Here is a 22145-nt window from a genome sequence, read left to right on the forward strand (position 1 = left end):
CTCGACGCGGCGACGGGCAGACGTCGGGAGTCCGGACCTGCGCCCCGCGGACGCGGACAAACTCGGTCGAATCGCCTGCACCTGCGCGCTGAATCGCCCGCGGCTGTGAGGTGGATCGCCCGCGCCCGCGCGGTGAGCGGCCACCCCGGCGGCGGACCTGGCAGGATCAGAGCGTGCCAGACGCGACCGAGGAAGTGCCGGAGCAGTTGCTGCGACTCGCGGAGGCGTACGGAGTCGTGCCCGACTACTGGGGTTTCGACGGAACTCACCTCCTCGTCGCCCCTCACACGCTCATCGCCGTGCTCGCCGCGCTCGGCGTGGATGCGTCCTCGCCGGAGCGGATCGACGTCAGCCTCGCGCACGTGCGCGACGACCCGTGGCGGCGCGCGCTGCCGCCCGTCATGGTGGTGCGTCAGGGGGAGTCGCCGCAGGTCCCCGTGCACGTGCAGGACGGCGACCCCGTCCAGGTCTGGCTCGAGCTCGATCCGGAGGCGGGCGGCGGTCGCCGCGAGGTGACCCAGCTCGACGTGTACACCGAGCCGCGCACGGTGGACGGTCAGCGCATCGGCCGGGCGACGTTCGAGCTGCCGAGCGACCTGCCGCTCGGGTGGCACACCATGCGCGCGGAGGGCCCGAGCGGCCCGGCGCGCTGCAACGTCGTCATCGTGCCCGATCGCCTGGAGCTGCCGGAGCAGCTGCGCGAGGGTCGCGCCTGGGGATTCATGGCCCAGGTGTACTCGGTGCGCTCGCGCCAGTCCTGGGGGGTCGGAGACCTGGCGGACGTCGGCGAGCTCGCGTGGCTGGCCGGCCGCCGCTGCGGCGCGGACTTCCTGCTCATCAACCCGTTGCACGCGGCCGAGCCCGCAGGTCCTATGACGCCGTCCCCGTACCTGCCGACCACCCGCCGGTTCGTCAACCCGCTGTACCTGCGGGTGGAGGACATCCGCGAGACGGCGTACCTGTCGGCGGCGGACCGCTCGCTAGTCGAGTGGGCCGCGGAGTCCGTGCGCTCGCTCGACGACGACGACGGCCCGATCGACCGGGATGCGGCCTGGACCGCGAAGCGCAACGCGCTCGAGGTCGTCTACGCCGCCCCGCGGTCCACCGCCCGCCAGGCCGCGTTCGACGCCTTCCGCGCCGAGCAGGGCGAGGGTCTCGAGGCGTTCGCGCTGTGGTGCGCCCTGACCGAGCGGTACGGCACGGCCGAGCACTGGCCGGCCCCGGCGCGGGACCCGGCCTCGGCGTTCGTCGCCGCCGCCAAGCTCGAGCTCGCCGACCGGATCGACGCGCACTGCTGGCTGCAGTGGGTGTGCGACGACCAGCTGGCCGCCGCGCAGCGTGCCGCCCGCGACGGCGGCATGTCGATCGGCATCATGCAGGACCTGGCCGTCGGCGTGCACCCGTTCGGTGCGGACGCCTGGGCGCTCGGCGACGTGCTCGCGACCGACGTCGGGGTCGGTGCGCCGCCCGACATGTACAACCAGAAGGGGCAGAACTGGTCCCAGCCGCCGTGGCGGCCCGACGCCGTCGCGCGCGCCGGGTACCTGCCGTACCGGGACATGCTGCGCACGGTGCTGCGGCACGCGGGCGCCATCCGGATCGACCACGTCATCGGGCTGTTCCGGCTCTGGTGGATCCCGCAGGGCGCGGGCGCGGATCAGGGTGCGTACGTGCGCTACGACCACGACGCGCTGATCGGCATCCTCTGCCTCGAGGCGGCCCGCGCCGGCGCGGTCGTCATCGGCGAGGACCTCGGCGTGTTCGAGCCGTGGGTGCGCGGGTACCTCGCGGACCGCGGCATCCTCGGCACGTCCATCCTCTGGTTCGAGAAGGACGCCGCGGGTGCGCCGCTGGCCCCCGAGGCCTACCGGCGGCTCGCGCTCACGACCGTCACGACCCACGACCTCCCGCCGACGGCGGGGTACCTCGCCGAGGAGCACGTCGCGCTGCGCGAGCGCCTCGGGCTGCTGACCGAACCCGTGCAGGTGGTGCGCCGGGCGGCCCGGCAGGAGCGTGCGGCCATGCTCGATGCCCTCGACCGGCGAGGGCTGATCGGCCCGGACCCGTCCGAGCGGGAGATCGTCGAGGCGCTGCACCGCTTCGTGCTGGCCACCCCCGCGGTGCTCGTCGGGGTGTCGCTGGCCGACGCGGTCGGCGAGCGACGTGCGCAGAACCAGCCGGGTACGGACACCGAGTACCCGAACTGGAAGGTCCCGCTCGCGGACGGCTCGGGCCAGCTGGTCGGCATCGAGGAGCTCTTCGACAGCGCCCGGCTGCGCTCGCTGGTTGCGGCCCTGCAGCACGGCGCCTGACGGTTCGGCAGCGCGGCGCCTGAGCGACGACGAACGCCCCGCCTCCCGGTGCACCGGGGTCGGGGCGTTCGTCGTTCCGGTGGAGGCTCGCTAGCCGCGGGCGCGGTCCGTGTCCTGGGCCGCCAGGGCGCGGCGGACCGCGTCGCGGTTCTCGACCACCATGCGGCGCAGGCCCGGCTGGCGGTCGCCGAGCTCGGTGAGCCAGGCGTCCGTGCGGGTGAGCAGGTCGACGCCGGGATAGGCGGCGAGCTCGGTCGGGTACAGGCCCTGGGCGATGTCCTGAGCCATGTCGTTGCCGCGCGTGGCCCAGACCTGCTCGATCGAGGCGAAGTACGCCTCGACGTACGGCACGAGCAGGGCGCGGTCGTGCACGTCGACGAAGCCGCCGATCGAGGTCTCCAGCAGCGCGTTCGGCAGGGTGTCGTCCTCGACCATGGCGTGCCACGCCGCGGCCTTCGCCTCGGTCGTGGGGATCGCCGCACGGGCGCCGGCAGCCTCCCGCTCGCCGCTCGCAGTGGCGTCGACGACGAGGGCGGCGGTGATCTCCGCCTCGCCCGCCCGGCCCCCCGCCACCAGCGCGGTGAGCAGCTCCCAGCGCAGGTCGGTGTCGATGGTCAGGCCGTCGAGCACGCGGGTGCCGTCCAGCAGGGCGGCGATGGCGTCGAGCTGGCCGGGAGTCTGCGCCCGGACGGCGAACGCCTTGACGAGCTGCAGCTCGGTGTCGCTGCCGGCCGCGGCGCCCTCGACGAGCGTCCACAACCGGTCACCCGCTGCGGCGGACGTCGCGACGCGGTGCTCCTCGGCGACGAACATGTCGAGCGTCGTGGACAGCTGGCGCAGCAGGACCAGCACGACGGACGAGTTCGTCTCGTGCGCGAGGTTGCCCAGCACGAGGTCGATGAAGTCGCGCCCGGCCAATTCGCCGTCGCGGGTCATGTCCCAGGCCGCCGCCCAGACCAGGGTGCGGGGCAGGTCGGCCGGGAACGATCCGAGGTGCGCGGTCGCGGTCGCGAGCGACCGCGGGTCCAGGCGCACCTTGGCGTAGGCGAGGTCGTCGTCGTTCACGAGGACCAGGTCGGGACGCCGGCGCCCGACGAGCTCGGGCACCTCGGTCCGTGCGCCGTCCACGTCGAGCTCGACCCGGACGGTCCGCTCGAGCCGGGCGCCGCCGTCGCCGTCGACGACGTCGTAGCCGCCGATGGCGAGGCGGTGCGGGCGTTGCACGGGGTGCGCGGCCGGGACCTCCTGCAGGACGGCGAACGACGTGATCACGCCGTCGGCATCGGTCGTGATCTCCGGGCGCAGCAGCGTCACGCCGGCGCGCTCGAGCCACAGGCCGGACCACTGCGACAGGTCGCGGCCGCTCGCGGCCTCGAGCTCGGTGAGCAGGTCCCGCAACGTCGTGTTGCCGTAGGCGTGCTTGGCGAAGTACGCCTTGACCCCGTCGAAGAACTGATCCTCACCGACCCAGGCCACGAGCTGGCGCAGCACGCTCGCGCCCTTGGCGTAGGTGATGCCGTCGAAGTTGACCTCGACGTCGGCGAGGTCCCGGATCTCGGCGACGATCGGGTGCGTGGAGGGCAGCTGGTCCTGGCGGTAGGCCCAGGACTTCTCCATCGAGGAGAACGTGGTCCACGCGCCGGTCCACTGCGTGGCCTCGGCGGCGGCGAGGGCGGAGGCGTACTCGGCGAACGACTCGTTCAGCCACAGGTCGTTCCACCAGCGCATCGTCACCAGGTCGCCGAACCACATGTGGGCGAGCTCGTGCAGGATCGTGATCGCGCGGCGCTCGATGACCGCCTCGGGCACCTTGGAGCGGAAGACGTAGGACTCGCGGAACGTCACCGCACCCGCGTTCTCCATGGCCCCGGCGTTGAACTCGGGCACGAAGATCTGGTCGTACTTGACGTACGGGTACGCCCGGCCGAACTTCTCCTCGTAGAACGCGAAGCCGCGCCGGGTCAGGTCGAGGATGTTCTCGGTGTCGAGGTGCTCGGCCAGCGACGCGCGGCAGAAGACCCCGAGCGGGATGGTCCGGCCGTCGGAGCTGGTGAGCTCGCCGGTCTCACCCGTGTACGGACCCGCGACGATGGCGGTCACGTAGCTGGACAGCACCGCGGTCGGCGCGAACGACCAGACCGCGGACGGCGCGTCCGTCGACGTGCCGGGCGCGGGCGTGGCCACCGGCGTGGGGGAGTTGGAGATGACCCTCCAGTACGCGGGCGCGGTCACCGTGAACGTGAACACGCTCTTGAGGTCCGGCTGCTCGAACACCGCGAACACGCGGCGCGAGTCGGCGACCTCGAACTGGGAGTAGAGGTAGACCTCCTCGTCGACCGGGTCCACGAAGCGGTGCAGGCCCTCGCCGGTGTTCGTGTACGCGCACTCGGCCTCGACCCGCAGCTCGTTCTGCGCAGCGAGCCCCTCGAGCTGGATGCGGGAGTCGGCGAACACCACGGCGGGGTCGAGCTCGCGGCCGTTGAGGGTGACGGCGCGGACGGTCGGTGCGATCAGGTCGACGAACGTGGCGGCGCCCTCGCTGGCGCTGAACCGGATCACGGTGGACGACGTGAACGTCGTCGGCCCCGTGGTCAGGTCGAGAGCGACCTGGTAGGACGTCACGGACAGCAGCGCAGCGCGCTCCTGAGCCTCATCGCGGGTCAGGTTCTCGGCGGGCACAGCAGCGGCTCCCTCATGGGTGGGTGGGTTAGGCGGAATCATCCCACGCCGGTCCGGCGTTGCTCCATCGAACGCCCCGCCCGCCCGACCCAAGGAGCCTGTTTCGTGACCGACCCGATCCTCGCCGTGCGCCCGGCCACCCCCGTCGTCGACTTCTGGTTCGACCCCGCCTGCCCGTGGGCCTGGCTGACGTCGCGCTGGATGGACGAGGTGGCGCTCGTGCGCGACGTCGACGTCCGCTGGCACGTGATGAGCCTCGCCGTCCTCAACGACGGGCGGGAGCTGCCGCCCGAGTACCGCGAGTTCATGGCGCAGGCGTGGGGGCCGGTCCGCGTGATCATCGCGGCCGCCGAGCTGCACGGGGAGAAGTACATCAAGGCGCTGTACGACGCCCTGGGTACCCGGTTCCACCCGGGCGGGCGCACGGACAACGCCGCGGTCATCGCCGAGGCGCTCGCGGAGGTCGGGCTGCCTGCCGAGCTCGCGGACCACGCCGTCACCACGGCGTTCGACCCGCAGCTGCGGGCGTCGCATGCAGCCGGGATTGGGCTCGTCGGCGAGGACGTCGGCACGCCGGTCGTCGCGATCGACGGGGTGGGCTTCTTCGGCCCGGTCATCACCCCGGCACCTACCGGGGCCGACGCCGGCCGGCTGTGGGACGGTCTCGCGCTCCTGACCAGCGTGCCCGGCTTCTACGAGCTCAAGCGCACGCGTACCGCGGGGCCGACCTTCGGCTAGCGATGCGGGGGTCGGTCCGACGGCGTGTGATCCTTGACGCAGACCATGGCCACCCTGAGCGAGGAGCACGTACCGATGGAGCAGACCCACGCGCCCGTGGCCGGACGCCGATTCCTCGGCGGGCTCAGCCCGCGGATGACCGCGTTCGTGGCGATCGACGCCGTGCTGCTGCTGGGGTTCCTCGCCGTGCTCGCCTTCGTCCTCACCGGGGGGCTGGGCGGGTCGACGGAGCAGGAGACCCCGGCGGCCGGCGCGAGCAGCCGACCGACGCAGACCTCCTCACCCGCCTCGGACGAGCCGGCCGAGGCGAGCACCGTGACGTTCGCCCTGCCGAGCGGCAACATCGCCTGTGAGGTCGGTTCCGACGCGGCGACCTGCACGATCGCCAACAGCACCGCGACCGTTCCGGCCGACGAGACCTGTGCGGGCGTGGTCGGCGTCAAGCTCACGGTGACCGCCGAGGGTGCGGCCATGCCGTGCGTCGAGGGGGCCGCGCCCGGCGCCGCCGCCGAGGGCACGGCCGTGCTCGAGTACGGCCAGTCCGAGACCGTCGGCGACTTCACCTGCACGAGCTCCTCGACCGGGGTCACCTGCAAGCACGACCCGACCGGCAAGGGCTTCAAGCTGGCGCGGGCCACCTCCGAGCTGTTCTGACGACCCGAGCCACCTCCGAGCTGTTCTGACGACCCGAGCCACCCGCTGGATCGAGCGCGGCCCAGGGCGCGCACCCGATCCAGCCCGACGGTCTACCTTCGGGTCACCAGATCTGGCTTCGGGTCACCAGATACGGACGCGCTGCGCCGGGTCGAGGTAGAGGCGGTCGCCCGGCACGACGTCGTAGGCCGCGTAGAACTCGTCCAGGTTGCTCAGCACCCCGTTGCAGCGGAACTCGTTGGGAGAGTGCGGATCGGTGGCGATGCGCCGGATGACCTCTTCGTCGCGGCCCTTGGACTGCCAGGCCTGGGCCCAGCCGAGCAGCACGCGCTGCAGACCCGTGAGGCCGTCGATGACCGGCGCCTCGTCCAGGGACGTGCCGAGCGCGATCCGGTAGGCCTTGATCGCGATCGTCAGGCCGCCGAGGTCTCCGATGTTCTCCCCGATCGTCAGGGCTCCGTTGACGTGGTGCGACCCGCCGAGCTGGACGGGGGAGAAGGCGTTGTACTGCTCGATCAGCGCCTTGGTGCGGGTCTCGAACTCCGCGCGGTCGGCCGGGGTCCACCAGTCCTCGAGCCGACCGGTGCCGTCGTACTTCGAGCCCTGGTCATCGAACCCGTGCCCGATCTCGTGGCCGATGACGGCCCCGATCCCGCCGTAGTTCACCGCGTCGTCCGCCTCGGCGTCGAAGAACGGCGGCTGGAGGATGGCCGCCGGGAAGACGATCTCGTTCATGCCGGGGTTGTAGTACGCGTTCACGGTCTGCGGCGTCATGAACCACTCGTCGCGGTCGAGCGGCTTGCCGATCTTGTTCAGCTCGCGGTCCTGCTCGAACGCGGACGCGCGCCGCACGTTGCCGACGAGGTCGTCCGCGGCGAGCACGAGCGAGGAGTAGTCGCGCCACTTGACCGGGTAGCCGATCTTCGGCGTGAACGCGTCGAGCTTGGCGAGGGCCTTGACCTTCGTGCTCTCACCCATCCAGTCCAGGACGGTGATCGACTCGCGGTAGGCCTCGATGAGGGTGTCCACGAGCCGCGCCATCCGGTCCTTGTGCGTCGGCGGGAAGTGCCGCTCGACGTAGACCTTGCCGACGGCCTCGCCGAGCACGCCCTGCACCAGGCCCACACCGCGCTTCCACCGGTCCCGCAGCTCCTGGGCGCCGGTGAGGGTGCGGCCGTAGAAGTCGAAGTTGGCCTCCACGAGGGCGCTCGACAGGAACGGGGCGCGCGCGCTGACCGCGTGATAGGCGGCCCAGAGCTTCCAGTCCTCGAGCGACTCGCTGCGCCACAGCTCCGCGAAGCCGTGCGCGTAGGACGGTTCCCGCACGACGACGTCGTCGAGCGATCCCGCGGGGACGGCCAGGGCGAGCGTCCAGGCGTGCCAGTCGAAGCCCGGAGCGGCCTCGGCGAGGGCCGCGAGCGTGGTCGGGTTGTAGGTCAGGTCCGCGTCGCGGTCCTTCACGACGTCCCAGTGCACCGCGGCCAGCTTCGTCTCGAGCGCGACGACGCGTCCCGCGGCGACGTGAGCCGCGTCCCCGGCGGAGACCTGGCCCAGGGTGAGCATCCGGGCGATGTGCGGGGCGTAGGCGGCCAGCACCGCCGCGTACTGCGGGTCGCGGTAGTACGACTCGTCCGGCAGCCCGAGGCCCGACTGGCCCAGGTACACGACGTACCGGTCGGGGTCTTTGGCGTCGTTGTCGACCCAGAAGCCGACCGCGCCCGCGCCGCCCGTGCGCTGCAGCGTGCCGAGCGCGGCGGTCAGCTCGTCGAGCGTGGTCGCCTCCTCGAGGAGCGCCAGATCGGCCCGCAACGGGGTGGTGCCCAGGCCCTCGACCGTGTCTTCGTCCATGAAGCTTGCGTACAGCGCGCCGATCTGCGCCTCGACCCCGGCGACCTCGGCCGTCGCGGCGCTGGCCGCGGCGTCCGTGATGATGTCACGGACCTGTTCCTCCGACTGGTCGTGCAGAGCCCGGAAGGCGCCGTCCATCGCACGGTCCGCGGGGATCACGTGCTGCGCGATCCACCGCCCGTTCACGTGCGCGTACAGGTCGTCCTGCGGGCGGATGTCGGGGTCGAGCGCGGAGGTGTCGATGCCACTTCGAGCCATGAGGCTGGTGTCTCTTCTCTGATCCGGGCTGGGGTGCGGCTCAGTGAGTGACGCCGCGCGCCCCAGCCTACTGACGCACCTCGGGCGTGGGTCCGGTGCGGCAGGATGTCAGTCATGCGCATCCACATTGCAGCCGACCACGCCGGGTACGAGCTCAAGGAGCACCTCGCGGAGCACCTGCGGGCCGCCGGGCACGACGTCGTCGACCACGGGGCACCCGCCTACGACCCCCTCGACGACTACCCGCCGTTCTGCATCGAGGCGGGCGAGGCGGTCGTGGCCGATCCCGGTTCCCTCGGCATCGTGATCGGCGGCTCCGGCAACGGCGAGCAGATCGCCGCGAACAAGGTCGTCGGGGTGCGCGCCGCGCTCGCCTGGAGCGAGGAGACCGCACGGCTCGGCCGGGCGCACAACGACGCGAACGTCATGGCGATCGGCGCGCGGCAGCACTCGCCCGACGAGGCGGTCGCCATCGTGCACGCGTTCGTCGCCGAGCCGTTCAGCGGCGACGCGCGCCACCAGCGCCGGATCGACCTGCTGGCGGCCTACGAGTCGGGTCGCTGACCGGGCCGTCAGAAGACTCCGCCTCAAAAGACCCAGCCGCAGACCGGGGCGACCGGCCAGCCGAACGCCGCGGACGTGCGCAGCAGGGCGCCCGCCCGGTGCTCGACGACGAGCCCCGCGCTGGCGAGGGCTGCGAGCGACCGGCCACCGAGGTAGGCCGCGCCCAGCTCGCGCACGTCGACGGTGAGGTCGGCCGGCGCGTCGGTGGCGCGCACCTCGGCGGGGTGACCGAATCCGCCGTCGGCCACCGTGTCGGCAGTGACGGCCGTGCCGGACGTGCCCGAGGGGTCGGTGCGCACGTGCCAGCGCCCGGCGTTGGCGGGCAACGCGGAGTCGGTCACCTCGAGCACGACGTCGAGCGGCGTGGCGTACCGGCGCGCGCCGAGCGCGACCGGCAGGTCCAGCAGGCGGACCCACAGGTTGTCGCTGACCCGGCCCGCGGCGGCCCGGGCATTGACCAGGAGGCTCACCAGGGCGTCGTCGGTCGCGAGCATCGGCGACTCGACCGTGGTCATGAGGTCGAGGTCCAGCAGGAACGACCACAGCCGGTGCGTGGCCGCCGGGTCGAGCGCGGCGACCTCCGAGACCCGCACCGTGCCCGTCGGCCCGGCGGGGGAGGACCACGACTCCTTGCGGCGGAAGAGCGCGTAGCCGCGGACCTCGCTCGCGTCGCTCACCACGGCGATCCGCAGCTGTTCGGCGCCGTCGCGCCAGGCCCGTGGGTCGGCCAGGTGCCGCGACCGCAGCAGCGTCGGGGTGCGCGCGATCCAGCCCGGGCGCGTGGACGCGGCCGCCTCGTGCAGGTCGTGGATGAGGGCGCCATGGGCGGCCTCGTCGGCCGACTCCAGCCGCAGGTCGAGCTCGGCCGAACCGGCGACGGGCCGCAGCGCGGCGCCGCGCGGGACGGTGAGGCGCAGGTTGTCGGCGGCCGAGCCGTAGCCGAACCGGCCGTAGATCCCGGCCTCGGCCGCGAACAGCGCCGAGACAGGTTCCCCGCGGGCGAGCGACCGGTCGAAGTGGGTCGCGATCATCGAGGTCAGCAGGCCGCGGCGCCGATGGTCGGGCCGCACGCCCACCCACGTCAGGCCCGCGCAGGCCACGGCCGACCCGGGGACGGCGAGCGAGAACCGGTGGGAGGCGTGCACCGCGCAGAGCTGGCCGTCGGCCTGCTCCACGGCCATCGTGCGGTCCCAGTCGAGCGTGTCCGGCACGACGGCGTCCACCTCGGGATCCGCGGTGAGGGCGAACGCGAGCCGGTCGAGCTCGAAGACCTCGTCCCGGCGGCTTTCGGGGACCTGGATCGTGCGGTAGGCGTGCGGTGCGCGGGTCATGGGCCCATCGTGGCCGGTCGGGGCGGCGCTGCGCACCGCAATATTCACCCGTGCGCCAGGCGGGCTTCGCCGCGACCGCGTGCTATCGGTACCCTCGCGACGTGACATCCCAGGGGTTCGGCGCCCCGCGCCGCCCAGACTCGGTCCGCCGCATCGCCGTCCGGCTGCGTCGTGCGGGCCTGTCGTTCCAGCTCGTGGTGACGGCGGCGCTCGTGCTGCTGGTGCTCGCCGCGGGCGTCGGGGTCGACCAGGCCCGGGCCTGGGTGCCCTCGTCGGTGCTCCTCCTGCTCCTGCTCACGGCGGCCTTCCTGCTCCGGCTGGTCGGGACCGTCGTCGTCTGCGCCGTCGTGGCCGCCGAGGTGGTGTTCCTCGAGCTCACGGGGCGGGCGGACCTCGGGCCGGGTGCGCTGATCGTGTACGGGCTCGCGATCGTCGCGGTGCTCGCCTTCGTGCGCGGCCGCGAGAAGCTCGGGCTGTCCGGTGCGGCGGGCAGCCACATGCTCGTCGACCTGCGTGACCGCCTCGAGGCGCACGGCCGCATCCCGAGCCTGCCGGCCGGGTGGCGCGTGGACCGCGCGTTGCGGTCCGCGTACGCCGAGGCGTTCTCGGGCGACTTCGTCGTCGCGGCCCGGGCCGAGGGTGGCCGGCTGCTCGAGATCGCCCTCGTCGACGTCTCCGGCAAGGGCCAGGCCGCCGGGGTGCGCTCGCTGCTCCTGTCGGGGGCCTTCGGTGGACTGCTCGGCGCGATGCCGCACGAGCAGTTCCTCCCCGCGGCGAACGAGTACCTGCTGCGCCAGGACTGGGACGAGGGGTTCGCGACGGCCGTGCACTTCGCGGTCTGCCTCGACTCGGGCCAGTTCTGGGTCTCGACTGCCGGGCACCCGCCCGCGGTCCACCTGCACGCCGGGTCGGGGCTGTTCGAGGTGGTGGACACCCAGGGCGGACCCGTGCTCGGTGTCGTCGAGGAACCGGCGTTCCGGACCCACACCGGGACGTTGCTGCCCGGCGACGCCCTGATGCTCTACACCGATGGCATGGTGGAGACTCCGGGTTCGGACGTCGACCTCGGGATCGACCGGCTCATCGGCGTGGCCGAGCTCGTCGTCGCCACCCGCCGGGGTGGTGCGGAGGCCGTTCTCGCGGGGGTCCGGGCGGGCGACTCCGACGACCGCGCCCTGGTGCTGATCTACCGGGACTAGCTGGACCAGCGGGACGAGCGGGACCAGCGACGAGACGGACGGGGACCGACACGGTGGACGACGACTATCTCGAGGCGGTGCTCGACCTCGTCGAGACGATCCCACCCGGTCGGGTGATGACCTACGGCACGATCGCCGAGGTCGTCGGCGACCGGCTCACCGCGGGCGGCGGGCGCCGACGGGGCGGGCCGCGCCAGGTCGGGCAGGTGCTCGCGCGGGCCGGTGGCGGCGTGCCGTGGTGGCGGGTCGTCAACGCCGCGGGGAGCCCGCCGGCGTCGCACCTCTCCCGTGCGCTGACTGCGCTGCGCCGGGAGGAGACCCCGCTCGTCGCGGCCGGGCTGCGGGTCGACCTGGCCGCAGCCCTGTGGTGGCCCGACGCGGACTAGGCCGGCCGCATTCCTGGGCCGGACGCCGCAGCGGCGTCCGGCCGGCGTCAGCTAGACGCGGGACGACGTCCCCAGGGTGTCGGCGACCACGGAGAGCGACCGTGCGTCGCCCTGGACCATGATCGTCGTGATGGCGGTCCCTTCCCAGGCAGCCAGCTCGCCGCGGATCTTGGCGGCCGGTCCGACCAGGGCCACGTCCTCGACGAGCTCGAGCGGCACCGCGGCGGTCGCCTCCGCGCGGCGCCCGGCGAGGAAGTGCGCCTGGATCTCGTCGCACACCTCCTCGTACCCGAGCCGCACCAGCACGTCCCGGTGGAAGTTCGCGCCCTTGGCGCCCATCCCTCCGGCATACAGCGCGATGACCGGGCGCACGGCGTCGGCCGCGCGTTCGACGTCGTCGTGCACGACGACGGGAACGATCGCGCTGACCTCGAAGTCCTCGACCGGTCGCGGCGGCCGGACCCCGGGGACGCTCCCGCGGCGGGCGAAGCCGTCCGCGAGGAGCTGGCGGTAGGTGTCGTCCATGCGGGGCGAGTAGAACAGTGGAAGCCAGCCGTCGGCGATCTCCGCGGCGAGGGCGACGTTCTTGGGTCCCTCGGCGGCGAGGTGGATCGGCAGGTCGGCCCGCAGCGGGTGCACGGTCGAGCGCAGCGCCTTGCCCAGACCGGCGCCCCCGCGCAACGGCAACGAGTAGAAGTCGCCGTCGAAGGTCACGGGGGCCTCGCGGGCGAGCACCTCGCGGACGATCGCGACGTACTCCCGGGTCCGGGCGAGCGGGCGAGGGTAGGGCTGGCCGTACCAGCCCTCGACCACCTGGGGGCCTGACGCCCCGAGCCCGAGGATGAACCGTCCGCCCGAGAGATGGTCGAGCGTGAGGGCGGCCATCGCGGCCGCGGTCGGGGTCCGGGCGGACATCTGCGCGATCGCCGTGCCGAGCCGGACGGTGGAGGTGTGAGCGCCCCACCAGGCCAACGGCGTCAGCGCGTCTGAACCGTAGGACTCGGCGGTCCAGACCGAGTCGAAGCCGAGCCGCTCCGCCTCGAGCACCGCCTCGAGCGCACCATCCGGTGGCCCGGCCGACCAGTACCCGCTGAAGTATCCGAGGCGCATGGCTCATCCTTTATCTCGACGTCGAGATTCCCCATCCTGCCCCACCAGGCGGGCGTCGTGGGCACAAGCGGGCCGGCACCTTCGCGTCGAGGCGTTCTCGGCGCGGCCGGGCGGCCCGACACCGCCGGTTCCTCAGATGTAGATCGCGGGGTCGTCGATGTAGACCTCGCTCACGCGAGTGTCGGGCCGCGGGCGGATCTTGGCGGGGATGCCGACGGCGATCGCCCCGGCCGGCACGTCGGTGATCACCACGGCGTTGGCGCCGATCTGCGCGCCGTCACCGATCCACACCGGCCCGAGGACCTTCGCGCCCGCGCCCACCACGACGTTGTTGCCCACGGTGGGGTGCCGCTTGCCGTGGTGCATCGCGCGCCCGCCGAGCGTCGACCCGTGGAAGAGCACGACGTCGTCGCCGACGACCGCGGTCTCCCCGATGACGACCCCCATGCCGTGGTCGATGAACAGCCGACGACCGAGGCTCGCCGCCGGGTGGATCTCCACCCCGGTGGCGGCCCGGGTCGCCTGCGACAGCAGACGGGCGGGAAGCCGCAAGGCCGGCTCCCGCCACATCCGGTGCGCGAACCGGTACGCCCAGACCGCGTGCACGCCCGGGTAGCCGAGCGCGACCTCCACGAGGGTCCTCGCCGCGGGGTCCTGCCGGCGGGCGGCGTCGAGGTCCTCGCGCAGCACGGTCAGGGCGTGCCGGAAGCGGTGCATCAGTCCATCAGATCCGCGTACAGCACCGAGGTGAGGTAGCGCTCACCGAACGACGGGACGATGACGACGATGAGCTTGCCGGCGTTCTCGGGCCGCCTGGCCAGCAGAAGCGCGGCGTGGATCGCGGCCCCCGAGGAGATCCCGACGAGCAGGCCCTCTCGCTTGGCGGCCTCGCGGGCGACCGCGACCGAGGTTTCGGCGTCGACGTCGATGATCTCGTCGTAGATGGTGCGGTCGAGGATCTCCGGGACGAAGTTCGCGCCGATGCCCTGGATCTTGTGGGGGCCGGGGGCGCCGCCGTTGAGGATGGGCGACTCGGCCGGCTCGACGCCGACGATCTGCACGCCGGGCTTGCGGGCCTTGAGAACCTGGCCGATGCCGGTGATCGTGCCGCCGGTGCCGATGCCGGCCACGACGATGTCGACCGCGCCGTCGGTGTCGTCCCAGATCTCCACGGCGGTGGTGCGGCGGTGGATCTCGGGGTTGGCCTCGTTCGCGAACTGCCGGGCGAGGATCGATCCCGGGCGCTCGGCCGCGATCTCGTTGGCGCGGTCGACGGCGCCCTTCATCCCGCCGGAGCCCGGGGTGAGGATGAGCTCGGCGCCGAACGCGCGCAGCAGGGCGCGGCGCTCCTTGGACATCGTCTCGGGCATGGTGAGCACCACGTCGTAGCCGCGGGCCGCGCCGACCATCGCCAGGGCGATCCCCGTGTTGCCGCTGGTGGCCTCGACAATCGTGCCGCCGGGCTTGAGCTCGCCGGACTTCTCGGCGGCGTCGACGATGGCGACCCCGAGGCGGTCCTTGACCGAGCTGGCCGGGTTGTAGAACTCGAGCTTCGCGACCACGGTCGCGTCCAGCCCCTCCGTGAGCTTGTTGAGGCGGACCAGCGGGGTGTTGCCGATCAGCTTGGTGACGTCGTCGTAGATGCGAGCCATGGATCCTCTTCGGGACGGGCCGCGCGAGGCGGTGGGGGCGGGTGCTGGGAGAACCGGTGTGCGGCCGCGGTTGTTCCGCGGGTCGGGCCGGGGAGTTCGAGAGCCTGTGCCGGGACGAGCGGGACGAGCGCTGGCGGCCCGAAGAGATCGCCGTCGGGCGATCGGTTCGTCAGGAGCAGGCCAGCGCTCTACAGACAGCGACAGGAGGGGACCGGGCAGCCGAGAGCCACGAGAGCGCTGCGCAGGTGCAGGGTCATCGCGGGACCTTTCTCGTCGACGTCGTGCCGGTCGATGCAGACGGTAGCGCGTGGCCCGGGGACCTGCAACGTTGTCCGCGCCGGAGGCATACCAGGCGGCCCGCTCGCGAGTGACCTTGGACCCTGGTCTGCTGGAAGCCGACCCGAACAGGATGCAAGCAGGTTCTCAGTGACGACGCAGGGGGAGTACGTATGGGCACCCAGCTCGGGATCAGCCGCCCGGCCCCGTTCGTGTTCGACCGCAACCGCGTCGAGCAGTACCTCGCGTTCGGGTTCAACCCCGACGTCGATGATCCCGATCCGCTCCAGGTGCTGCACGAGTGGTCGCGCCAACCTCGGCCCGACCTGGCCAGGATGAGCGAGTCGGACCTGGTGCGCGCGGGGGTGCGGGCGCTGCGGGCCGCGGTCGAGGAGTGTGCGGTCCGGACCGCGGGCACCCGCGGGGACCAGGTCGTGTTCCTCAGCGGCGGGCTCGACTCCCGCACGATCCTGGGCGGCCTGCTGGAGATCTTCGACCGGTCCGAGATCCTCGCCGTGACGTTCGGGATGCCGGGGGAGCAGGACTTCGACTTCGCCGCTCGGGTGGCCAAGGTGGCCGGCGTCCGGCACGAGACGCTGGAGTCGGCGGGTGTGGAGTGGACCACGCAAGGGCTCGTGGACTCCGTCCTGGCGCGGCAGATCCCGTTGCCGTTCCCGTTCGGCCAGCGGTACCTGAGCTATCTGCTGCACTCGCGGGTCGGGCCGGACAACGTCTTCTGGGACGGCCTGTGCGGGGACATCGTCAGCGGGAAGCTCTTCCGCCCCGGCTGTGAGGCCTGGGACTGGGACACCGCGGTCGCGGACTTCCTCGACAAGCACCTGCTCGTCGGTCGGGACCGGCTGTACTCGTCGGACTTCGAGCCCGCGCGATCCATCCAGCCCGCGCCGCTCTGCTCGACCGACGACCTGTCGTGCTACTACCAGCTCATGTACGGCGTGCGGCAACGGCACTACGTGAGCACCCGGCTGCTGCGGGAGCTCCCGGCGTGCACGCCGTTCCTCGCCGGACCGTGGCTGGACCTCATGCTCCGGATCCCGGTGCGTCAGCGCCTCAAGCAGCACCTGTACGAAGAGATCCAGAAGCAGACGTTCCCCCGGCTGTTCTCTCTGCCCACCACTGCCCATGGCGGCGGGGCGGTGCTGGAGTCGCGCTTCACCCGGACGGCCCACCGGCTCCGGTTCCGGGCGGAGCACGAGATGGCCCGGCGCGGTCTACCGCTGTTCGCCGGCCGCCGTCACGAGAGCGGCGCGAACGCCGCCATCCGGGCCGGCTACCGGTGCACGGGCGAGATCCGCGACCTGGCGGTCGAGAACATCTCGGACCTCGCGGCTCGGGGGATCGTCGACTGGCTCGACACGGGCTCGTACCTGCCGGGTTGCGAGGCGATCGAAGCGCCGAGCGACGAGGCGATCACCCGCCTGCTCGGGCTGGAGATCAACCTCAAAGCTGCTGATCAGGTGCTCAGAGCGGCGGATCGGGCGACCCGAACGCCCGCCGCCGTCGATCGAGCGGCTCGGTCGTCGGACGTGGGGCGGAGGGACTGACGACGGGTCACCGCTGAGGAGCAGCATGCCGTGAAGGCACCAGCACCATCGCTGGCGGCAAGATCGGACTGCCGAGCGGGCGCAAGGTTGCCGAGCGCGAGCTGCTCAAACCGCTCAGCGACCCGAACCGCGAAGAGCCACCCAGCTCGGAGCAGTCCTCTTGCGCCCATTTCGGAGTCACGGCTACGTTGACTGCACCAGCAATGGTCGACCTGCAAGCCGTGGCGTTCACCGTGTTCGGCTGCCTCTGGGTCACTCAGGACTCACGGAGTGGCACTTGCGCACCTGGCAGCGGCACCGGCCACTGGGCGACGCCACACAAGGCGTGTGAGCGCGAACGTTGTCGGATGGCGGGGGCAGATAGACGTGGACCTGACCGACGAGAACGCGTTCCGCTACGTCCCGGTGCGAGCAGCAACGGGAGGTAGGGATATCGCGCAGAGGCGGGCATTCGATCTGCCCGAACTGAACGTGGTTGCGACGGTGGCCGTCTGCGACGTCGATGAGAACCCGACAAGGAACACCTTGCCGAACATCAGCATGAAGATCACCCAGTGCGTCCGTCTGGCCGACGAGTCGCTGATCCGGCTCGACATGGACCGGGGCGTCACGTCCGTCCGACACGGGGCCGCCGAGGGCGAGGTGATCTCCTGGAAGAGGCCGGCCGACGAGGTGATCGCCGAGATCCTGGACCTGGTCCGGACGGACGACGAGGACGACCCGGAGGCACATCCGTGGGACGACCTCGCGGAGGCTGCCCGAAAGCGCGGCATCGACGTCGACGCGGCGACGCTGAGCGGGCTGCCCTACCAGGTGCTGCTGTCAGCCGAGGTCGTCTCCGTGTTTGTGCTGTGACGAGCTGATAGATCTCGACCCACCCGAGGAGCAGCGTCTTCCGTGACGTTGTCTCAGGTGGGAGATGCCGTGGAAACACTGGAGCGGGTGAGGAGAATCGAACTCCCGTAGCCGGTTTGGAAGTCCCGCCGAAGAATTTGTAACGCCCTCGTCAGAACGTGTTTTCGCAGGTCAGACGCTTTCGAGGTGACACCGAGCGGAACCGAAATGCACCCAGGGGGAGACCCCCTTATGGCACGTTATGGCATGCCATAAGGGGCTGACTACGTGCGTTTAGTGTCGACCGGGCTTGCCGGCACCCCCTTCGACATGGGGGTTCCGTCACGCCGACCCTGCGATGCGCCATGCCTCTCGGACCGCGCCGATCGCCTCAGCGGCGGTGACTCGCAGTCTCGTCTGGTGCCCCAGAGCCCGGCGCCACGCCGTCTCGTCGATGGGGGTGGAGAACACCCATCTCGCGGGCGGTCTGGGCTGGGGGCCGCAGCGGATGAACACCTCGAGTGCGGCTGCATCAACGAGTCCTCGCTCGCTCATCGCCCAGAGGTCGTACAGGTCACGGGGTGCGTGCCGGTCCATCCACGCGGTGAGCTTGGCGGCGGCGAACCCGGCGGCTGTCAGCGTCCGGAGCCGCGCGGGCGGCGCGTCGGTGTAGCGCTGGTCGATGTCCCGTACCTCCGTCGGCCAGAGGTAGCCCTCGCCGCTGAGGAGCTGAACCTGGACGCTCGCGGTCCCCTCGACGCCGACGGTCGCCGGTTGGCTACCCGACGTCGCACTCAATGCGGGGGCCCAGGTCGGACGGCCGTGGCTGCGGGCCAGGCCCCGCCGAACGGCTGCTTCGATCCGCGCTGCGACGTCCGTGCGGGAGGACCGCGCGATGAGGTCGACGTCTTCACTGAGCCGGGCATCGGTCAGGTGGGTGCGCGACAGCGCGGTGCCACCGAAGAAGACGACGTCGTCGGTGGGGACTCCCGCGGCGATCGCGCCGAGCAGGTGGGAGATCAGATGGTCCCGGCGCACCTGTTCCAGGTCGACGCCGAAGCGTTCGGCGACAGCCGCCCACTCGTCGTACTGGGAGACGGTCATCGGCTCGCCGCAACTCGGGCGTAGGTGGCTCGCATCCGCTGCCGGCCGGCGATCTCCCCAAGCACGGTCGGGTCGCATCCCGGCCACAGGGCGCCGATCGCCTCCTGGGTGTCTAGGTCCTGCGCCCGGGGATCGGCGCGGGCGAGGTCGAGCACCGTCTGCTCAGGCGTCGTCACCAGGACCAGGCCGAGCTCGGTCGTCATCGCGACCGCGTCGAGCTCGGCGACCGCACGCGTGACGAATCGAACCTCGCCGTCGCGATCGGCGAGTCGAAGGGCGCGGCGTCGGGTGGGGACGGCGACATCGCCGACGCCGATCGCGCGGGGGAGGGCGTGATGCATCCGCGCGGCGGTGAGTCCGGTCAGGACGGGTACTCGGTCTCCGTACAGCGCAGTCGCGACCGCGGCGGTCGCTGCCTCGAGCGTCGGTCGCCACGTCGCCGGGTCGCTCTCCGACGGGACGGCGCAGTAGATGCCGTGGGCGAGGCGGTGCAGGAGTCCGCGACGTTCAAGCTCGCGAGCCTCCTGCCGCGGATGCGCGTAGGCGAAGGCGAGCTCGGCCGTCCGGATCGTCCGCAGCGGCGCGCGGGCGGCGTGCCTGACGACATCGATTCGAGCGTTCATAGTGCAAATAGTAGGTGCTAGGGCCTACTTTATGCACACTTACTTGCTCGGTGGCAGACGGTCGAGTCGAGGTGGAGACCGACGACGACGACGACGAGGCTGACGAGGCATAGTTTCGTGTCTTCCGCGAGCGGCTGATCGCTCGACACGCTGTACGTCTGGGCGGTGCCGCTTCCCCCCGCGAGAGGCGCCCGGAGGCGAAATGAACACCACGACGAGCACAGTCATCCTGTCCGCTAGCAGCGACCCGCTGCGACTGGCGTGCGCAGGGTTCCTCGCCCGCTATGCGGGCAAGACCCTGGACAGCTACCGGATCCACCTCGAGCTGTGGTTGCGCTGGTGCACCCAGGTCGGGCTCGACCCGCTGGCGGTGCGTAGCCCGCACGTGGAGATCTGGCTGCGCTCCCTGGAGGACCAGCGCCTGGCCTCGGCCACCCGATCGGCGAAGTTCGGCGTGGTGCACCTGTTCTACAAGTACGCCGTCATCGACGAGATCATCGACCGCGACCCGACCCAGAACGTGACCCGCCCAAGATCCACGAGGGTGAGCAGAAGCGCACCTGGCTGCCGACCCTGGACTGCGTGGCTCTGCTGGACTCGGCGGTCAAGGCCGGGCCGCGCGAGCACGTGTTCGTCGTCCTGCTCGGGCAGATGGCGTTGCGTGTGGGAGAGATGTGCGCGCTGAACGCCGACAGCGTGCGTCACAACCAGGGCTGGCGCACGGTCGTGTTCCGCGGCAAGGGCGGCGACACGTTCGAACGCGTCGTCCCGGTCCAGGCACTGCGCGACCTCGACCGACTCATCGACGGGCGCACGAGCGCCCCGCTGATCTGCAACACGCGCGGGGACCGGATGGACCGCGCTGCCGCGGACAGGTTGTTGCACCGGTTGACCCGGGCCGCCGGTATCACTCGGGCGATCACCCCGCACGGGCTGCGCCGGTCGGTCGCTACGAACATGCTCGCCCATGGGCTACCGCTGCGCGATGTCCAGCTTCAGTTGCGGCACGCCGACCCTCGCATGACGATGCGGTACGACCAGGCCAAGAACAGCCTCGACCGCGCCGCAGTCCTGCCCTACGCCTCAGCGCAGTACGGATTGCTCAGCGCCCGCCGACTGATCGCGCCCGAGGTGCGGCGCGAATCAGACGCCGGCAGCGATGCCGGTTAGCGCCAACTTCGGGACGTCCGCTCGATCAGGACGTTCCCGCGGGAACGTCGGCCGGAGCCGTGAGACAGCCATGACGAGCAACGGCGCGTAGCGACAGGTAAGCGGCGGGCGGTAAAGACCTCGGTTCACGGCCTGTGCGCTCGTTCCCGAGGCGTCGGCGTCAGGACGTCGTCGATGCGCTCAACTCTGATGCGACCTGGTCGGCCTCGGATGCCGTCCCGAATCCCAACGTCACATTGCCGGTAGTGATGGGGTCCTTGACCGTAGCGGCAGAGACCACCTTCCCGTTGAGAAGGATGGCCAACTGCTTGTCGATGGCCTTGCTGGTGATGTCGCTGACGTCGACTGAGCCGTATTCGATGATGCATGGCGCCCGGCGCCGTCGTGGGTCAGCTGCGGTGATCTCGCGCAGCGCCAGCGAGGTTCGGCTCGCCGTGGGGCGATCGGTGGGGTCGGTGGCGGTCATCGCCTCGAGCCGTCGGGCCCACTACAGAGAGGACTCCACCGGTCTGGGCGACGGGTCGGCCTCGTACGATCGTCCGGTGCCTCCTCGCTCACCGCTCCCGGCACGCCACGGCCTCGCCGCCGCCTGGCTCCGCACCCCCGACCGCGATCGCGGGAGCCCGACCGTGTGGCCGACGATGGGCGCGTGGCTGCGGCATCGCCTGCCGGAGCACGTCGATGTGCCGGGGATGCTGGCGCAGGAGCGCTTCGTCGAGGAGAGCGGGCGTGCCGTGCGCGACGCGGACCCCTATGGGCCACATCGGTTCGTGTGGTTCCATCGCGACCTGCGCGACGAGTCGGAGGTGCCGGGTCGGATCCACGTGGTGTACCGGGACGAGCGCCTCGTCGTCGTCGACAAGCCGCCGTTCCTCGCAACGATCCCGCGCGGCGGGCACGTGATGCAGAGCGTCGTCGTCCGGCTGCGCGCGGAGCTCGACCTGCCGGAGCTGTCGCCGCTGCACCGCCTCGACCGGGTCACGTCCGGCCTGCTGATGCTGGCCACCGAGAGCCGCTGGAGGGGCCCCTACCAGACGGCGTTCGAGCGCCGCGCAGTCGAGAAGACCTACCGGGCGGTCGCGCCGCTGCGCGCCGACCTGGTACTGCCCGCCGTCGTCCGCAACCACATCCGCAAGGTGCCCGGCACGTGGCGCGCCCAGGTCGTGCCCGGGGCGCTCGTCAACGCCGAGACGCGCGTCGAGCTGGAGCGGCTGGTGGACGGCGCCGGGGTCTACCGCCTGACACCCCGCACGGGCCGGACCCACCAGCTGCGCCTCCACCTGCTGGGGCTCGGCATCCCCATCGTCGACGACCCGTTGTACCCCGTCCTGCAGGACGTCCCAGTCGACGACTTCCGTCGGCCCCTCCAACTCCTCGCGGCCGAGGTCGCGTTCACGGACCCCGTCGACGGGCAGCCCCGGCGGTTCCGCAGCGTCCGCTCGTTGCCGCTCACCGCGGAGGAATGAGCCGGGAGATCCCGGACGAGCGACCGGTGCGGCATCGGTGAGTCGACCGTGCCCGGAGCTGTCAGCGGCTTGCCTCGGACGTGGACAGCACCCGGCCCAGTCCGTCGAGGCCGAGGCCGAGGTCGAAGTCGGCCTCGGCGTCGCAGCCGACGTCCATGGCGTCCGCCGCATGACTGTCGTCATGTGACGGTCGCTACGAGCCTTCGCAGTTGAGCGAAGCGGCGCGGACAGCGCGCGTCGGTCCCACGTCAACGGCATTGCGACACGATGCAGGCCTCGAAGTTCGCGGGCGGGACTAGCTAGCCTCGCGCTTTCATGGCGCGGTGGCGTGAGGTCGTGTCGATGACGTGAAAAGTGCTCCTGACCTGGAACGATT

20 protein-coding genes are annotated in these 22145 nt (G+C 71.7%); 11 read left to right on the forward strand and 9 right to left on the reverse strand.

Annotated features, from left to right (window positions below):
• The first annotated feature begins 173 nt into the window (after positions 1-173).
• Positions 174-2312, forward strand: a complete 2139-nt coding sequence (malQ, locus tag EUA98_RS04025) for a 4-alpha-glucanotransferase (RefSeq protein ID WP_130101375.1) — start codon at positions 174-176, stop codon at positions 2310-2312.
• 90 nt (positions 2313-2402) lie between these two features.
• On the opposite strand, the gene pepN is transcribed toward malQ, so the two are convergent.
• Positions 2403-4991, reverse strand: coding sequence for an aminopeptidase N (gene pepN / locus EUA98_RS04030; RefSeq protein WP_130101376.1), 2589 nt, complete (start codon positions 4989-4991; stop codon positions 2403-2405).
• Between the two features lie 105 nt (positions 4992-5096).
• Here pepN and EUA98_RS04035 point away from each other — a divergent pair, with 105 nt between their 5' ends.
• Positions 5097-5729 (forward strand): DsbA family oxidoreductase, encoded by a 633-nt coding sequence (locus EUA98_RS04035; protein ID WP_242511258.1) that lies wholly within the window; start codon positions 5097-5099, stop codon positions 5727-5729.
• 45 nt (positions 5730-5774) lie between these two features.
• The gene (locus tag EUA98_RS04040) at positions 5775-6383 is read left to right on the forward strand and encodes a hypothetical protein (RefSeq protein ID WP_130101378.1); all 609 of its coding nucleotides are present in this window, start codon (positions 5775-5777) and stop codon (positions 6381-6383) included.
• 123 nt (positions 6384-6506) lie between these two features.
• Here EUA98_RS04040 and EUA98_RS04045 read toward each other — a convergent pair whose 3' ends face one another.
• Positions 6507-8489, reverse strand: a complete 1983-nt coding sequence (locus tag EUA98_RS04045; RefSeq protein ID WP_130101379.1) for a M13 family metallopeptidase — start codon at positions 8487-8489, stop codon at positions 6507-6509.
• Between the two features lie 114 nt (positions 8490-8603).
• Here EUA98_RS04045 and EUA98_RS04050 point away from each other — a divergent pair, with 114 nt between their 5' ends.
• Positions 8604-9053 carry a ribose-5-phosphate isomerase gene (locus EUA98_RS04050; protein ID WP_130101380.1) on the forward strand — a complete coding sequence of 150 codons (450 nt, stop codon included), beginning with the start codon at positions 8604-8606 and terminating at the stop codon, positions 9051-9053.
• Positions 9054-9076: 23 nt separating this feature from the next.
• On the opposite strand, the gene EUA98_RS04055 is transcribed toward EUA98_RS04050, so the two are convergent.
• Complete coding sequence (locus tag EUA98_RS04055) at positions 9077-10384, reverse strand: GNAT family N-acetyltransferase (RefSeq protein WP_130101381.1); 1308 nt, start codon at positions 10382-10384, stop codon at positions 9077-9079.
• 101 nt (positions 10385-10485) lie between these two features.
• Here EUA98_RS04055 and EUA98_RS04060 point away from each other — a divergent pair, with 101 nt between their 5' ends.
• Entirely contained in the window at positions 10486-11583 is a 1098-nt protein-coding gene (locus tag EUA98_RS04060) for a PP2C family protein-serine/threonine phosphatase (protein WP_242511259.1), read from the forward strand.
• Positions 11584-11636: 53 nt separating this feature from the next.
• On the forward strand, positions 11637-11969 hold the full coding sequence (locus EUA98_RS04065) for an MGMT family protein (protein WP_130101383.1): 333 nt from the start codon (positions 11637-11639) through the stop codon (positions 11967-11969).
• Between the two features lie 51 nt (positions 11970-12020).
• Here the strand turns inward: EUA98_RS04065 and EUA98_RS04070 are convergent, their stop codons facing one another.
• From EUA98_RS04070 to cysK, 3 genes are all read right to left on the reverse strand, one after another.
• A complete protein-coding gene (locus EUA98_RS04070; protein ID WP_130101384.1) occupies positions 12021-13079 on the reverse strand; it encodes an LLM class F420-dependent oxidoreductase in 1059 nt (352 codons plus the stop codon).
• A gap of 132 nt (positions 13080-13211) precedes the next feature.
• Positions 13212-13796 (reverse strand): serine O-acetyltransferase EpsC, encoded by a 585-nt coding sequence (epsC, locus tag EUA98_RS04075; protein WP_130101385.1) that lies wholly within the window; start codon positions 13794-13796, stop codon positions 13212-13214.
• Positions 13796-14731, reverse strand: coding sequence for a cysteine synthase A (cysK, locus tag EUA98_RS04080; protein ID WP_130101386.1), 936 nt, complete (start codon positions 14729-14731; stop codon positions 13796-13798). Before cysK ends, epsC begins: the two co-directional genes overlap by 1 nt.
• Positions 14732-15180: 449 nt before the next feature.
• Here cysK and EUA98_RS04085 point away from each other — a divergent pair, with 449 nt between their 5' ends.
• Entirely contained in the window at positions 15181-16572 is a 1392-nt protein-coding gene (locus tag EUA98_RS04085) for an asparagine synthase-related protein (RefSeq protein WP_130101387.1), read from the forward strand.
• A 327-nt stretch (positions 16573-16899) separates the two neighbouring features.
• Complete coding sequence (locus EUA98_RS04090) at positions 16900-17427, forward strand: hypothetical protein (RefSeq protein ID WP_207218961.1); 528 nt, start codon at positions 16900-16902, stop codon at positions 17425-17427.
• Between the two features lie 321 nt (positions 17428-17748).
• Here EUA98_RS04090 and EUA98_RS04095 read toward each other — a convergent pair whose 3' ends face one another.
• The gene (locus EUA98_RS04095) at positions 17749-18510 is read right to left on the reverse strand and encodes a nucleotidyl transferase AbiEii/AbiGii toxin family protein (protein ID WP_165372709.1); all 762 of its coding nucleotides are present in this window, start codon (positions 18508-18510) and stop codon (positions 17749-17751) included.
• Positions 18507-19133 carry a type IV toxin-antitoxin system AbiEi family antitoxin domain-containing protein gene (locus EUA98_RS04100; RefSeq protein WP_207218962.1) on the reverse strand — a complete coding sequence of 209 codons (627 nt, stop codon included), beginning with the start codon at positions 19131-19133 and terminating at the stop codon, positions 18507-18509. Before EUA98_RS04100 ends, EUA98_RS04095 begins: the two co-directional genes overlap by 4 nt.
• A gap of 202 nt (positions 19134-19335) precedes the next feature.
• Here EUA98_RS04100 and EUA98_RS20520 point away from each other — a divergent pair, with 202 nt between their 5' ends.
• Both EUA98_RS20520 and EUA98_RS04110 read left to right on the forward strand, forming a co-directional pair.
• The gene (locus tag EUA98_RS20520) at positions 19336-19818 is read left to right on the forward strand and encodes a site-specific integrase (RefSeq protein WP_130101390.1); all 483 of its coding nucleotides are present in this window, start codon (positions 19336-19338) and stop codon (positions 19816-19818) included.
• Positions 19716-20303, forward strand: coding sequence for a tyrosine-type recombinase/integrase (locus tag EUA98_RS04110; RefSeq protein WP_165372710.1), 588 nt, complete (start codon positions 19716-19718; stop codon positions 20301-20303). Before EUA98_RS20520 ends, EUA98_RS04110 begins: the two co-directional genes overlap by 103 nt.
• A 160-nt stretch (positions 20304-20463) precedes the next feature.
• On the opposite strand, the gene EUA98_RS04115 is transcribed toward EUA98_RS04110, so the two are convergent.
• Entirely contained in the window at positions 20464-20769 is a 306-nt protein-coding gene (locus EUA98_RS04115; RefSeq protein WP_130101392.1) for a SecDF P1 head subdomain-containing protein, read from the reverse strand.
• A 76-nt stretch (positions 20770-20845) separates the two neighbouring features.
• On the opposite strand from EUA98_RS04115, the gene EUA98_RS04120 reads away from it, so the two are divergent.
• A complete protein-coding gene (locus tag EUA98_RS04120; RefSeq protein WP_130101393.1) occupies positions 20846-21769 on the forward strand; it encodes a pseudouridine synthase in 924 nt (307 codons plus the stop codon).
• The last annotated feature ends 376 nt before the right edge of the window (positions 21770-22145 follow it).

Source organism: Pengzhenrongella frigida (assembly GCF_004168625.1).
GTDB classification, from domain to species: domain Bacteria; phylum Actinomycetota; class Actinomycetes; order Actinomycetales; family Cellulomonadaceae; genus Pengzhenrongella; species Pengzhenrongella frigida.

Coding starts and splice junctions, on each gene's coding strand:
- EUA98_RS04100 (WP_207218962.1), bottom strand. CDS start 19,133: ATGAACGCTCGAATCGATGTCGTCAGGCACGCCGCCCGCGCGCCGCTG.
- EUA98_RS04070 (WP_130101384.1), bottom strand. CDS start 13,079: ATGCGCCTCGGATACTTCAGCGGGTACTGGTCGGCCGGGCCACCGGAT.
- EUA98_RS04055 (WP_130101381.1), bottom strand. CDS start 10,384: ATGACCCGCGCACCGCACGCCTACCGCACGATCCAGGTCCCCGAAAGC.
- EUA98_RS04040 (WP_130101378.1), top strand. CDS start 5,775: ATGGCCACCCTGAGCGAGGAGCACGTACCGATGGAGCAGACCCACGCG.
- EUA98_RS04095 (WP_165372709.1), bottom strand. CDS start 18,510: ATGACCGTCTCCCAGTACGACGAGTGGGCGGCTGTCGCCGAACGCTTC.
- EUA98_RS04045 (WP_130101379.1), bottom strand. CDS start 8,489: ATGGCTCGAAGTGGCATCGACACCTCCGCGCTCGACCCCGACATCCGC.
- EUA98_RS04085 (WP_130101387.1), top strand. CDS start 15,181: ATGGGCACCCAGCTCGGGATCAGCCGCCCGGCCCCGTTCGTGTTCGAC.
- EUA98_RS04050 (WP_130101380.1), top strand. CDS start 8,604: ATGCGCATCCACATTGCAGCCGACCACGCCGGGTACGAGCTCAAGGAG.
- EUA98_RS20520 (WP_130101390.1), top strand. CDS start 19,336: ATGAACACCACGACGAGCACAGTCATCCTGTCCGCTAGCAGCGACCCG.
- cysK (WP_130101386.1), bottom strand. CDS start 14,731: ATGGCTCGCATCTACGACGACGTCACCAAGCTGATCGGCAACACCCCG.
- EUA98_RS04115 (WP_130101392.1), bottom strand. CDS start 20,769: ATGACCGCCACCGACCCCACCGATCGCCCCACGGCGAGCCGAACCTCG.
- epsC (WP_130101385.1), bottom strand. CDS start 13,796: ATGCACCGCTTCCGGCACGCCCTGACCGTGCTGCGCGAGGACCTCGAC.